This window comes from Comamonas sp. CAH-2 (assembly GCF_009668305.1).
Taxonomy (GTDB): Bacteria; Pseudomonadota; Gammaproteobacteria; order Burkholderiales; family Burkholderiaceae_C; genus Comamonas; species Comamonas aquatica.
On record NZ_VSWF01000036.1, the window covers coordinates 24,909 to 37,226 of the forward strand.

The following is a 12,318-nucleotide window of genomic DNA, read 5'->3' on the forward strand; positions in this document are numbered from 1 at the left end:
ATGCTGCCGCTGCTCGTTGTCACCCGTCCACAACCGGACGCCACGCTGTGGACACAGCAGCTGCAGGCGGCCGGCGTGCCCAGCCACTGCCTGCCCCTGATGGAGATCGGCCCCAGCCGTAGCCCCGCGGCCCAGGCAGCGTTGGCCTGCGCACTGCAACAGCTGGACACCTACAGCGCCCTGATGTTCGTCAGCGGCAATGCCGTACGCTATTTCGCCGACCAGTTGCAGACCGCGCACCGTGCCTGGCCTGCCCAGGCGCGCATCTGGACTCCCGGCCCCGGCACCACCAAGGCCTTGCTGGCCGCCGGCGTGCCCCTGGCACAGATCGACCAGCCTGCGGCCGATGCCGCGCAGTTTGACTCCGAGTCCTTGTGGGCCCAGATCCAGACCCAGGTCCGCACCGGCCAGCGCGTGCTGATCGTGCGCGGTGGCGACGGGCAGGATGCCGCGGGCCGTGGCCGGGTCTGGCTGACCGAGCAGTTGCAGCGCCAGGGGGTGCAGGTGGACTTTGCCCCGGTGTATGAGCGCCACCCCCCCGCCGATGGCGCGGCCTTGCTGCAGGACATCGCCGCGTTGCGCGCGCAGAATGCCCTCTGGCTGTTCAGCAGCTCCGAATGTGTGCAACATTTGCGACTGAGCAACCCCGCCTGGTCCTGGCAAGCGCACACCGCCCTGGCCACTCATCCGCGGATTGCCCAGCAAGCGCGCGACGCGGGTTTCGGCACCGTGATCGACACACCGCCCACCGTGCAAGGCATTGTGGCCTCGATAAAATCATTGCATGACCTCCCCTGACAGCGCCCCCATTGCCTCGCAGGCCGTACCGTTTGAAAAACCCGGCGTTCCCCACGCCGCCACGCCGGCCTGGGCGTGGCTGTCCCTGGTGGTCGGCGCCACCGGCCTGGGCTGCAGCCTGATGCTCTGGCAGAAAGTCGATGGCATGCAGGAACAGCTGGCCCGGCAGACGGCCGAGGCCACCACCCAGGCCGTCGAGGCCCGCGCCCTGGCGCGGGAGTCGCAGGACCTGGTGCGGGATGCCAGCGCCAAGCTGTCGGTGATGGAAGCCCGTGTGAACGAGGTCAGCCTGCAGCGCGGCCAGTTGGACACGCTGGTGCAAAACCTCACCCGCTCGCGCGACGAAACCCTGGTGGTGGATCTGGAGTCGGCCATCCGCATGGCCCAGCAACAGGCCCAGCTGACGGGCAGCACGGAGCCCCTGGTGGCAGCCCTGCACCACAGCATCAAACGCCTGGAACGCTCCACCCAGCCACGCCTGATCACCGTGCAGCAAGCGATGGAACGGGATCTGGAGCGCCTGTCCCGAACCGCGGTCACCGACACCGCCAGCCTGCTGGCCCGCCTGGACGATGTGGTGCGCCTGGTCGATGACCTGCACGTGCAAAACAGCGCCCCCTTGCAGGACACCCAGCGGCAACCCGAACGCAAGGCGCCGCAGCCGCAGGCCGCACAAGATGCCACCGTCACCCCCGCGCAGTGGGCGTGGTGGAGCAACTGGGGCCACAGAATCTGGCAGGGCACGCTTGATGAAGCCCGCGATCTGCTGCGCGTCAGCCGCATCGAGCACGCCGACGCCATGCTGATGGCGCCCGAGCAAGCCTTCTTCCTGCGCGAGAACCTCAAGTTCAAGCTGCTGAACGCCCGCCTGGCCGTGCTGGCGCGCCAGTTCGATGCGGCCCGCGCCGACATCGGTGCGGCCCAGGCCTCGCTGAACAAGTACTTCGAGGTCGGATCGCGCCGCACCCACCAGGCCCAATCGGTCCTGGCCCAGCTGCAGACGCATTTGCAAGCCACCCAACAACCGTCGCTGGAAGACACGCTGACCGCGCTGTCCACCGCAGCGACCGGGCTGTAAGCGCGCGAAAGGACTTCCACCATGATGCGCGCAGCACTTTGGTTTGTCGGCCTGTTCGCCGTGGCCGTCGCTCTGGCTTTGTTCGCTGGCAACAACCAGGGCATGGTCAGCCTGTTCTGGCACCCGTACCGGGTGGACCTGTCTCTCAACATGGTGCTGCTGCTGCTGTTCACCGTGTTCGCCCTGGCCTATGCGGCCTTGCGGGCCTTCTCGGCCCTGGTCATGCTGCCCCACCAAGCCAAGCGCTGGCGCCAGCAGCAAAAGGAACGCAACCTCTACCAGGCGCTGGTGGCTAGCTTCTCGCACCTGCAGGCGGGCCGCTATGTGCGGGCGCGCAAGTCGGCGCAGACCCTGCTCAAGCTCAGCGACGAGCTGCGCCACGAGGACGCGCACTTCGCCCAGGACAGTCACCTGCGGGCAATCGCCCACATGCTGGCCGCCGACAGCGCCCATGCCCTGCGCGATGTGGCGGCGCGCGACAGCCATTACGAGCAGGCGCTGGACGATGTGCCGCTCAACGGCAGCCTGCAGCAGCAGGAAATCCGCGAAGGCGCCCAGATGCGTGCCGCGCGCTGGGCTCTGGATGACCGCGATCCCCAGGAAGCCCTGCAGCGCCTGGAACAGCTCCCCCCCGGCGCCAGCCGGCGCACCATGGCCTTGCGCATCCAGCTCAAGGCCAGCCGCCTGGCGCATGCCACGCACTCCGCCCTGGAAACCGCCCGCCTGCTGGCCAAGCACGGCGGCCTGTCCCCGGAAGCGGCCGCCAGCATCATCCGCGGCCTGGTGATCGAACAGATCCAGCACACCCACGATGCCGAGCAACTGCAACAGACCTGGCGCAGCCTGCACCCGGCCGACCGCGACGCGCCCGACATCGCCCTGGCCGCCGCGCGCAAGCTGGTGGAACTGCAAGGCGATGCCCAGCAAGCGCGCAGCTGGCTGCTGCCGGTGCTGGAGCAGTTCATCCAGTCGCCCCAGTCCCTGACCAGCACGCAGGCCCTGCGCCTGTTCACCGTCCTGCCCCAGGCGCTGGACGGGCTGGACGCCACCTGGCTGGCCCGGCTGGAAACGGCCTACCGCGCCGCACCGCATGAGCCCCGGCTGCAATACCTGGCCGGTATGGCCTGCATGGAGCAGCAGCTGTGGGGCAAGGGTGAGCAATTGCTGCAAGGCGCGGTCATGCGCCTGGACGATGCCCCGCTGCGCGCGCGGGCCTGGACGGCCCTGGCCGTTGTGGCCGAACAGCGCGAAGACAGCCAGGCCGCGGCCCAGGCCTGGCGCCAGGCAGCCTTACAGAACCAGCAATAACCATAGCTGCCAACGCTTGCTGCACCTGCGTCCAACGCCAATTTGACTACAAACAATGCCCCACCCCACCCATCGCTGGGTTGGGTCGGTAAAATCACCCTCAATCCGTCCTTTCAGCTAACAGCTCACCGACGGCATCCCGTACGCTGGATGCCGTTTTCATTTGCGAATCCGCCATGAGTGAATCCATTGCCCAGCCGGGCCTGAACAGCCTGTCCAAATCCTTTGAACCTGCCGCGCTGGAAGCCCACTGGGGCCCCGAGTGGGAAAAGCGTGGCTATGGCAACGCAGGCTACCGCGGCACGGGCGCGCCCGGTGCCGAGGCCACCGCGGCAGGCCACAACTTCGCCATCCAGCTGCCCCCCCCCAATGTGACCGGCACGCTGCACATGGGCCACGCGTTCAACCAGACCATCATGGACTCGCTGACGCGCTACCACCGCATGAAGGGCTACAACACGGCCTGGATCCCTGGCACCGACCACGCCGGCATCGCCACCCAGATCGTGGTGGAGCGCCAGCTGCAGACCCAGGGCGTGAGCCGCTATGACCTGGGCCGCGACGCCTTCACCCAGAAGATCTGGGAGTGGAAGGAAAAGTCCGGCAACACCATCACCACGCAGATGCGCCGCATGGGCGACACCGTGGACTGGAGCCGCGAGTACTTCACCATGGACGACAAGCTGTCCCAGGTGGTGACCGAGACCTTCGTCAAGCTGTACCAGCAAGGCCTGATCTACCGCGGCAAGCGCCTGGTGAACTGGGACCCGGTGCTGCAGTCGGCCGTGTCCGATCTGGAAGTCGAGAACCAGGAAAAGGACGGCTCGCTGTGGCACATCGCCTACCCGCTGAGCAGCGGTGAAGGCCAGCTGGTGGTGGCCACCACCCGCCCCGAAACCATGCTGGGCGACGTGGCCGTGATGGTCCACCCCGAAGACGAGCGCTACCAGCACCTGATCGGCCAGACCGTGACCCTGCCGCTGGTGGGCCGCGAAATCCCGATCATTGCCGACGACTACGTGGACCGCGAGTTCGGCACCGGCGTGGTGAAGGTCACACCGGCACACGACCAGAACGACTACCAGGTCGGCCAGCGCCACAAGCTGCCGATGATCTGCGTGCTGACGCTGACCGCCACCATCAACGACGAGGCGCCCGAGAAGTACCGTGGACTGGACCGCTTCGTGGCCCGCAAGGCCATCGTCGCCGACCTGGAAGCCCTGGGCCTGCTGGTCGAGACCAAGAAGCACAAGCTGATGGTGCCGATCTGCGACCGGACCGGCCAGGTGATCGAGCCCATGCTGACCGACCAGTGGTTCATCGCCATGAGCAAGGTCAGCGACCAGGACCCCACCGGCAAGAGCATTGCGCAAAAAGCCATCGATGCCGTGGCCTCCGGCGAGGTGCAGTTCGTGCCCGAGAACTGGGTCAACACCTACAACCAGTGGATGAACAACATCCAGGACTGGTGCATCTCGCGCCAGCTCTGGTGGGGCCACCAGATTCCGGCCTGGTATGACGAAGAAGGCAATCTCTACGTCGCCAAGAACGAAGCCGAAGCCCAGGCCCAGGCCCCCGGCAAGACCCTCACGCGCGACCCGGACGTGCTGGACACCTGGTACTCGTCCGCCATGGTGCCGTTCTCCACCATGGGCTGGCCCGGCCAGACCGACGCCGCCGACGATGACTACAACCTCTACCTGCCCTCCTCGGTGCTGGTGACGGGCTACGACATCATCTTCTTCTGGGTGGCCCGGATGATCATGATGACCACGCACTTCACCGGTCGTGTGCCGTTCAAGCATGTCTACATCCACGGCCTGGTGCGCGATGCGCAAGGCAAGAAGATGTCCAAGTCCGAAGGCAATGTGCTGGACCCGGTCGACCTGATCGACGGCATTGCGCTGGAGCCCCTGCTGGACAAGCGCACCACCGGCCTGCGCAAGCCCGAAACCGCGCCCCAGGTGCGCAAGAACACGCAAAAGGAATTCCCCGAAGGCATTCCCGCCTACGGTGCCGACGCGCTGCGCTTCACCTTTGCCGCCCTGGCCTCGCTGGGTCGCTCGATCAACTTCGACAGCAAGCGCTGCGAGGGCTACCGCAACTTCTGCAACAAGCTGTGGAACGCCAGCCGCTTTGTGCTGATGAACTGCGAAGGCTACGACTGCGGCTTGCAGGACCACACCGCCGCCGACTGTGCCGGTGGCTACCTGCAGTTCAGCCAGCCCGACCGCTGGATCGTGTCGCAGCTGCAAAAGGTCGAGGCCGAAGTGGCCAAGGGCTTTGCCGAGTACCGCCTGGACAACGTCGCGAACGCCATCTACGACTTTGTCTGGAACGAGTTCTGCGACTGGTACCTGGAAATCGCCAAGGTGCAGATCCAGACCGGCAGCGCAGCCCAGCAGCGCGCCACACGCCGCACGCTGATCCGCACGCTGGAGACCATCCTGCGCCTGGCCCACCCCATCATCCCCTTCGTCACCGAAGAGCTGTGGCAGAAGGTGGCCCCCGTGGCTGGCCGTGCCGGCGACTCCATAGCCGTGGTGGCCTACCCCGAGGCCCAGCCCGAAAAGATCGACGAAGCCGCGATCGCCTACGTGGGCCGCATCAAGCAGATGGTCGACGCCTGCCGCACCCTGCGCGGCGAGATGAGCGTCTCCCCCGCCCAGCGCCTGCCGCTGCTAGCCCTGGGCGACAGCGCCGAAGCCGCCGACTTCCTGCGCGCCAATGCCGACGTGCTGAAGAACCTGGCCAAGCTCAGCGAGGTCAAGGTCTTCGACCACGAAGCCGCCTGGCAGGCCGAAGCCCAGTCCGCCCCCGTGTCCGTGGTGGGTGATGCCCGCCTGGCGCTGTTCGTGGAAATCGACGTGGCTGCCGAGAAGGCCCGCCTGTCGAAGGAAGCCCTGCGCCTGGAAGGTGAAATCGCCAAGGCCAACGGCAAGCTGAGCAACGAAGCCTTCTGCGCCAAGGCCCCCGCCGCCGTGCTGGAACAGGAAAAGAAGCGCGTGGCGGAATTTGGCGCCACCCTGGCCCGCATTCAGGAGCAACTGGCCCGCCTGGGCTGATATGCTTTCTCGCTGAGCAACCCAAGGCGCAGGCAACTGCGCCTTTTTGCCATCCAGAACTCGAAAAGGAATTTGCATGTCCCACCCCACCCGCGTCCGCAAAGCCGTGTTCCCCGTGGCCGGCCTGGGCACCCGCTTTCTGCCGGCCACCAAGGCTTCGCCCAAGGAAATGCTGCCCGTGGTGGACAAGCCGCTGATCCAGTACGCCGTGGAAGAAGCCTATGAGGCCGGCATCCGCGACATGATCTTCGTCACCGGCCGCAGCAAGCGCGCCATCGAAGACCACTTCGACACTGCTTACGAGCTGGAGAACGAGCTGGAAAACGCTGGCAAGCACGCCATGTTGGAGCTGGTGCGCAGCATTGCCCCGGCCGACATGAACTGCCTGTTCGTGCGCCAACCCCGCAGCCTGGGCCTGGGCCACGCCGTGCTGTGTTCCGAGCCCCTGGTGGGCCAGGAGGCCTTTGCCGTCATCCTGGCCGACGACCTGATGCGCGGCACCCAAGGCGGCCCAGGCGTGATGAAGCAGATGGTGGATGCGTTTGCCAAGCAGGGCCGCTCGCTGCTGGCCGTGCAGGAGGTGCCGCTGGAGCACACCAAGCGCTATGGCATCGTCAAGGGCGAGCCGGCCGGTGGCCCGCTGCTGCGCATCGACGAGATCGTGGAAAAGCCCGCGCCCGAGAAGGCCCCCTCGCGCATGGGCGTGGCCGGCCGTTACGTGCTGACGCCGCGCATCTTTGACGAAATCCGCAACCAGCCCCAGGGCGTGGGTGGCGAGATCCAGCTGACCGATGCCATCGAGCGCCTGATGGCGCACGAGACCGTCTACGCCTTCCAGTACGCGGGCAAGCGCTACGACTGCGGCAGCAAGGAAGGTTTCCTGGAAGCCACGGTGGAGCTGGCCCTGCAGCACCCCGACGTGGGCGCGCATTTCCGCGAGTACTTGAAAAACCTGAGCATCTGACGCGCGACCATCCTGCGCTTCCAATACAAAAGGCCTGCAAATGCAGGCCTTTTGTGCGCTAACAGCTATGCAATTTCAAGATCGCATCAGCGGCGGCGCAGGATGTGGATGTACTCGCCGCCCACCGTGTCCTGCTGCACCAGCTCATTGCCGGTCTGCTTGGCAAAGGCCTGGAAGTCGCGCAGCGAACCATTGTCGGTGGCCACCACCTTGAGCAACTGGCCGCTGACCATCTCCGCCAGCGCCTTCTTGGCCTTCAGGATGGGCAAGGGGCAGTTCAGGCCCCGGGTGTCGATTTCCTTGTGGATGTCCATGGCGTGTGTTCCTGTAACAAGCGGTCATTGTAGGCAGCCGCACCGCGCAGCGCCGCAACTGTGGTTTTGACTCACCATTGCGGGGGCAGCACGAAGCGCTCGTCGTGACTCCAGTGCTGCAAGGGCCACTTGGCCGGATCCGGCTCCGGCGACTGGTTGGGCCTGAACGCGCCGAACTGCGGCTCCAGCCCTTTGCTGCGCACCCAGTGCGCCAAAGCGTAGCCTGTGCCCGATGGCCAGCAACGCGCCTCCTGCGGCGTTTTCCATTGGTACTCCACCAGTTCCGGCGAAAGCTTAACCTCGCCATCCACACGCACGTGGTAGGCAATCAGCACCTGGTTCATGCGCAGGAATTCCCACGAGCCCAGAATGCGCAGCGCCTTGACGCGCAGGCTGGTTTCTTCCTGCACCTCGCGGCAAATGCCGGCCTCGGGCGACTCACCCGCCTCCATGAAGCCGGTGATCAGGCCGAACATGCCCTCCTGCCACAGTGCATTGCGCGCCAGCAGCACCTGCCCGTCATCGTTTTCCACCACGGCCGCCAGCACCGGCGTCGGGTTGCCCCAGTGCGTCCAGTCGCACGCCGGGCAGCGCAGCCGCTCCTTCAGTCCCCCATCCTCCTGCTGCGCCACCCGCTGCAGGGTGGTGGCACAACTGGGGCAAAAACGCATTTCATGGCTCATCAGGCCCTACCTTCCGTGCACACAGAGCAAAAAAAGGCCGCTGGGATGCGGCCTGGGTCCCGGTCCGCCGCTCAGGCGGGGAACACACCCGTCGACAGATAGCGATCGCCGCGGTCGCAGACGATGAACACAATGGTGGCATTGCGCTCACGCTTGGCAATCTCCTGCGCGACCCAGCAGGCCCCGGCGGCCGAGATGCCGGCAAAGATGCCTTCCTCGCGCGCCATGCGGCGGCACATGTCCTCGGCGTCGTCCTGGCTCACGTAGACCAGCTCGTCCACCAGGGAGGCGTCGTAGATCTTGGGCAGGTACTCCTCGGGCCACTTGCGGATGCCGGGAATGCGCGAACCTTCCGAAGGCTGGGCACCAATGATCTTGACGTTGGGGTTCTTTTCCTTGAGGAACTTGGCCACGCCGGTGATGGTGCCGGTCGTGCCCATGGCGCTGACGAAGTGCGTCACCTCGCCAAAGGTCTGCGCCCAGATCTCGGGGCCCGTGGTCTCGTAGTGCGCGCGCGGGTTGTCTTGATTGGCAAACTGGTCCAGCACCACGCCCTTGCCCTGGGCCACCATCTGGTCGGCCAGGTCGCGCGCATATTCCATGCCGCCGCTCTTAGGCGTCAGGATCAGCTCGGCCCCGTAGGCCTTCATGGTCTGGGCGCGTTCGATCGACAGGTCCTCGGGCATGATCAGCACCATGCGGTAGCCCTTGATGGCCGCTGCCATGGCCAGGGCGATGCCGGTGTTGCCCGAGGTGGCCTCGATCAGCGTGTCGCCGGGCCGGATCTCGCCGCGCTCCTGCGCACGCTGGATCATGGACAGCGCGGGGCGGTCCTTCACCGAACCGGCCGGGTTGTTCCCTTCCAGCTTGCCCAACACCACATTTCCACGCTCTGCATTTGCGGCTGCCTCGATGCGCTGCAAGGCCACCAGCGGGGTGGAACCAATGGCAGCTTCGATGGAGAGATATTTGTTTTGCATTCCATAAATGTGCCATAATTCGCGTCTGCGCTGATGACGCCCGGGTGGTGAAATTGGTAGACGCAGGGGACTCAAAATCCCCCGCCGCAAGGCGTGCCGGTTCGATTCCGGCCCCGGGCACCACAACACGGTTGTATGCCACGTCATCACGCACATCCAGAATTACCGCGAGGTGGAGCAGTCTGGTAGCTCGTTGGGCTCATAACCCAAAGGTCGTTGGTTCAAATCCAGCCCTCGCAACCAACCCCAAAAGGCTTGTCGCACTGCGCCAAGCCTTTTTTGTTGTTGCCTCAAGTTGCGCGCTTGGCATCTCACGGCTTGGCACTGGCAGCCCATGCCCTGCCGCGCCCCCACCAAACAGCAGGGCCACTTCGCCAAATGCGCAGGCGCACAGCGCCCACCAAAAACCATCTCCGCGCTGGGCTTACCCCTCAGAGACCTCCTGCCCCTGACGACCGAAACTCGCCGCCTCCTTGGACGGACCTGGATGGCCGTGCCACATGCAGGCACTGGGGGTGGCTACTCGACGGCGTCCGTCTGCCGCGCCGCAGAGGCATTCAACGCCGCAAGCAAGGCCTGGTCATGGGGGTTGAGTGCAACCTCCACCCGATTGCGCCCAGCTGCCTTGCCACGGTACAAGGCGGCATCGGCTTCGCGCATTGCGCCGTCCAGGGCCTGGGCCCCGACGAAGGCCGGCGACACCCCCACCGTGATCGTGCAGCGCAGCGGCTGCCCAGTGCCTTCGACCGGAATGGCCTGGCGCTCCATCGCCCCACGCAAGCGCTCCGCCAGATGCACCACGCCCACCGCATCGGCATCCAGGCAGATGGCCGCAAACTCTTCACCCCCGATCCGGCCGGCCAGATCACCACGGCGCACGGTGGCCTGCAACACCTGCGCCACATGGCACAAGACCGCATCACCCGCCTGGTGGCCGTAGGTGTCGTTGATGTGCTTGAAGTGATCGACGTCGATCAGCAGCAGGTGCGCAGCCCCTGCATGGCGGGCATTGAAGTGCTGCTTCAGCGCATCGGTCAATCCCCGACGATTGAGCAGCTGTGTCATCGGGTCCCGCGCCGCCTGGTGGCGCAGCTCATCGGTCAACCGCCGCAGCACCAGCCAGACGATGGACGGCGGCAGCACCGTGGCCAGAAAGGACATGTAGATGTAGAACACCAGCTGAAAACTGGCGTCCATCTGCAACGCCACCAAGCCGCCCTGCAGCAACTTGAGGAACTTGATGGCATTGAGCACGCTGATGCCGCTGATCAAGACCGCAAAAAACACCATCTCTGCGTACAAATCCTTGGCAAAGGTGCGCACCCCATAGACCACGGTGCTGGCCATGACCAGGAACAGCAGGGCCGACATGCCGGACAGCATGGCGTAGCGCGCCACCGGCCCCAGGCCCCACTGCACCAGCACCTGCAAGCTGGTGTAAGCCACGACCACGGCAAGCAACGGGCGCCACAAGGGCACGGCATGCCCAAAAAAACGCATGGCCCCCAGCCAGAACACCACGGGCGCCGCGAGCGTGAACGTATGGTTGACCACGCTCATCACGCTCCAGGCCGGCCCACCTTCCAGCAGTTGCAGCACATAGGCCAGCCCCAGCAGCAGGTTGCCCACGGCGAAAAAGTCCATGCCCATCGTCTTGCCATGCAAGCGCTTGCTGATAAGCAGAAACATCACGGCAAAGCACAACAGGTGTGCGCACAGCATGCCGACGAGAATGGTTGCAACCATGGGGGATGGAAAGAATGTAGACAGAGCTGCTGCACGGCAGCACCACGGCTGTGCCGCGCCCCACCACAGGCCGCGCAGCCATGCCGCCAACGACGCGCACGCAGTCCGCACGTCGGCATCACAGAACGTGTGAGTGTAATGACCTACACCTGGATTGCCAGCCCGGCTGGCGCTGCCAAGGGAGATGGCAGTGCCCAGGGCCTGGAACTGGAGGCACGCCCGCGGGGCTGGCCCCCTGAGCACACCGACCTTGCGCTGATACCACCTTTGCACAACCCAAGGCCGCGACCTCTACCGCCCGTGTCACGCGCCGAGGCTTGCAAGCCATACCCACACGCCGCACTGCGTGCCCCACGGACACGCCCTCGCGTGCACAACAGCGCCACCACGGCCAGCTTAATCACCTGACCCGCCAAGCTCTGGCAGACCAAGAATCGCCGCGCATCCCAGCCCAGGAAGCCCGGCGGTGACGACGCCCGTACTGCTGCGCATCCGCCGTGCGCAAGGGAACACGCCTTTCTCAAAACCAGGTTGCGCCACGACCGGCCATGGGTCCGGCTACCGCGGCGCCCCCGCCAATGGGCCACAGCGTCTGTATGGGTGGGGTGCAGCAACCCGGTCCATGGCAGCACCAAGCCAACGACAACGGCGACCCACAAGAAGCAGCGAAACCTGCGCGCCCTGGGCCGCGCGCCTGAATCCATCCCGCCAAAAACCCTGCCCGCAGTAGTTGCAAAAACGGGGCGGCGCGGGTCCGCAAGACAGCGTGGGCTGGCTTGATTAATAATTGCCATTTCAATCATTGATCAATCAAGTATTGACACGACAAGTGCACAAACAACCCGACCTCATCGTCGATCCGGGCGACACGGCCACCTTCTTCTACCAAAGTGGCACCTACACCCCGGACCAGAGCATCGGCTTTCTGATGCGCCGCGTGCTCAGTTCCATCCTGCAGGCAGCCGATGCCCAGCTGGCCGAGCAGGGCCTGACCTATGTGCAATGGCTGCCGCTGTACAAGCTGCTGCTGTGTGCCGACACCAACAGCAGCACGCTGGCCAAGGACCTGGGCATGGACCCGGCCTCGGTGACGCGGGCACTGGACCGCATCGAGGCCAAGGGCCTGCTGCGCCGCGAGCGCTCCACCACCGACCGGCGCGTGGTGCACCTGGTGCTGACCGATGCCGGCCGCCACGTGGCCACCCAGGTGCCCCAGGTGCTGACACGGGTGCTCAACGGCCACCTGCAGGGCTTCAGCCATGCCGAATGCACGCTGATGCTGAGCCTGCTGCAGCGCATGCTGGCCAACGGCGATGCCCTGCGCGACGCCTGGAACCCATCCAAGGAGGCCCGCCCCGACCCCAGCCCCTGATCCTGCGTGC

General features: G+C 65.6%; 10 protein-coding genes and 2 tRNA genes. 8 read left to right on the forward strand and 4 right to left on the reverse strand.

The window, feature by feature from the left end:
• The 5 genes from FYM52_RS15620 to galU all read left to right on the forward strand — a co-directional run bounded on the left by FYM52_RS15620 (nucleotide 1) and on the right by galU (nucleotide 7,213).
• Nucleotides 1–798: a uroporphyrinogen-III synthase gene (locus FYM52_RS15620; protein ID WP_154164765.1), complete on the forward strand. Its 798-nt coding sequence runs from the start codon at nucleotides 1–3 to the stop codon at nucleotides 796–798.
• A complete protein-coding gene (locus FYM52_RS15625; protein ID WP_154164766.1) occupies nucleotides 785–1,876 on the forward strand; it encodes a uroporphyrinogen-III C-methyltransferase in 1,092 nt (363 codons plus the stop codon). Before FYM52_RS15620 ends, FYM52_RS15625 begins: the two co-directional genes overlap by 14 nt.
• A 24-nt stretch (nucleotides 1,877–1,900) precedes the next feature.
• Nucleotides 1,901–3,184, forward strand: coding sequence for a heme biosynthesis protein HemY (locus tag FYM52_RS15630; protein ID WP_154164772.1), 1,284 nt, complete (start codon nucleotides 1,901–1,903; stop codon nucleotides 3,182–3,184).
• Nucleotides 3,185–3,360: 176 nt separating this feature from the next.
• Nucleotides 3,361–6,249, forward strand: coding sequence for a valine--tRNA ligase (locus tag FYM52_RS15635; protein WP_154164767.1), 2,889 nt, complete (start codon nucleotides 3,361–3,363; stop codon nucleotides 6,247–6,249).
• 76 nt (nucleotides 6,250–6,325) lie between these two features.
• On the forward strand, nucleotides 6,326–7,213 hold the full coding sequence (gene galU / locus FYM52_RS15640; protein WP_154164768.1) for a UTP--glucose-1-phosphate uridylyltransferase GalU: 888 nt from the start codon (nucleotides 6,326–6,328) through the stop codon (nucleotides 7,211–7,213).
• A gap of 86 nt (nucleotides 7,214–7,299) precedes the next feature.
• On the opposite strand, the gene FYM52_RS15645 is transcribed toward galU, so the two are convergent.
• The 3 genes from FYM52_RS15645 to cysM form a co-directional block, all read right to left on the reverse strand.
• Complete coding sequence (locus tag FYM52_RS15645) at nucleotides 7,300–7,527, reverse strand: sulfurtransferase TusA family protein (RefSeq protein ID WP_042413925.1); 228 nt, start codon at nucleotides 7,525–7,527, stop codon at nucleotides 7,300–7,302.
• 71 nt (nucleotides 7,528–7,598) lie between these two features.
• Nucleotides 7,599–8,210 (reverse strand): NUDIX domain-containing protein, encoded by a 612-nt coding sequence (locus FYM52_RS15650; protein ID WP_042413927.1) that lies wholly within the window; start codon nucleotides 8,208–8,210, stop codon nucleotides 7,599–7,601.
• A 71-nt stretch (nucleotides 8,211–8,281) separates the two neighbouring features.
• Nucleotides 8,282–9,190 (reverse strand): cysteine synthase CysM, encoded by a 909-nt coding sequence (gene cysM / locus FYM52_RS15655; protein ID WP_154164769.1) that lies wholly within the window; start codon nucleotides 9,188–9,190, stop codon nucleotides 8,282–8,284.
• Nucleotides 9,191–9,228: 38 nt separating this feature from the next.
• On the opposite strand from cysM, the gene FYM52_RS15660 reads away from it, so the two are divergent.
• Both FYM52_RS15660 and FYM52_RS15665 read left to right on the forward strand, forming a co-directional pair.
• Nucleotides 9,229–9,313 (forward strand) — tRNA-Leu (locus tag FYM52_RS15660).
• Between the two features lie 43 nt (nucleotides 9,314–9,356).
• Nucleotides 9,357–9,433 (forward strand) — tRNA-Met (locus FYM52_RS15665).
• A gap of 276 nt (nucleotides 9,434–9,709) precedes the next feature.
• Here FYM52_RS15665 and FYM52_RS15670 read toward each other — a convergent pair.
• The gene (locus tag FYM52_RS15670) at nucleotides 9,710–10,936 is read right to left on the reverse strand and encodes a GGDEF domain-containing protein (RefSeq protein ID WP_154164770.1); all 1,227 of its coding nucleotides are present in this window, start codon (nucleotides 10,934–10,936) and stop codon (nucleotides 9,710–9,712) included.
• 829 nt (nucleotides 10,937–11,765) lie between these two features.
• Between FYM52_RS15670 and FYM52_RS15675 the strand changes: the two genes are divergently transcribed.
• Nucleotides 11,766–12,308 (forward strand): MarR family transcriptional regulator, encoded by a 543-nt coding sequence (locus FYM52_RS15675; protein ID WP_179954961.1) that lies wholly within the window; start codon nucleotides 11,766–11,768, stop codon nucleotides 12,306–12,308.
• Nucleotides 12,309–12,318 lie beyond the last annotated feature (10 nt).

Coding starts and splice junctions, on each gene's coding strand:
- FYM52_RS15635 (WP_154164767.1), top strand. CDS start 3,361: ATGAGTGAATCCATTGCCCAGCCGGGCCTGAACAGCCTGTCCAAATCC.
- FYM52_RS15620 (WP_154164765.1), top strand. CDS start 1: ATGCTGCCGCTGCTCGTTGTCACCCGTCCACAACCGGACGCCACGCTG.
- FYM52_RS15625 (WP_154164766.1), top strand. CDS start 785: ATGACCTCCCCTGACAGCGCCCCCATTGCCTCGCAGGCCGTACCGTTT.
- cysM (WP_154164769.1), bottom strand. CDS start 9,190: ATGCAAAACAAATATCTCTCCATCGAAGCTGCCATTGGTTCCACCCCG.
- FYM52_RS15645 (WP_042413925.1), bottom strand. CDS start 7,527: ATGGACATCCACAAGGAAATCGACACCCGGGGCCTGAACTGCCCCTTG.
- FYM52_RS15630 (WP_154164772.1), top strand. CDS start 1,901: ATGCGCGCAGCACTTTGGTTTGTCGGCCTGTTCGCCGTGGCCGTCGCT.
- FYM52_RS15650 (WP_042413927.1), bottom strand. CDS start 8,210: ATGAGCCATGAAATGCGTTTTTGCCCCAGTTGTGCCACCACCCTGCAG.
- FYM52_RS15670 (WP_154164770.1), bottom strand. CDS start 10,936: ATGGTTGCAACCATTCTCGTCGGCATGCTGTGCGCACACCTGTTGTGC.
- galU (WP_154164768.1), top strand. CDS start 6,326: ATGTCCCACCCCACCCGCGTCCGCAAAGCCGTGTTCCCCGTGGCCGGC.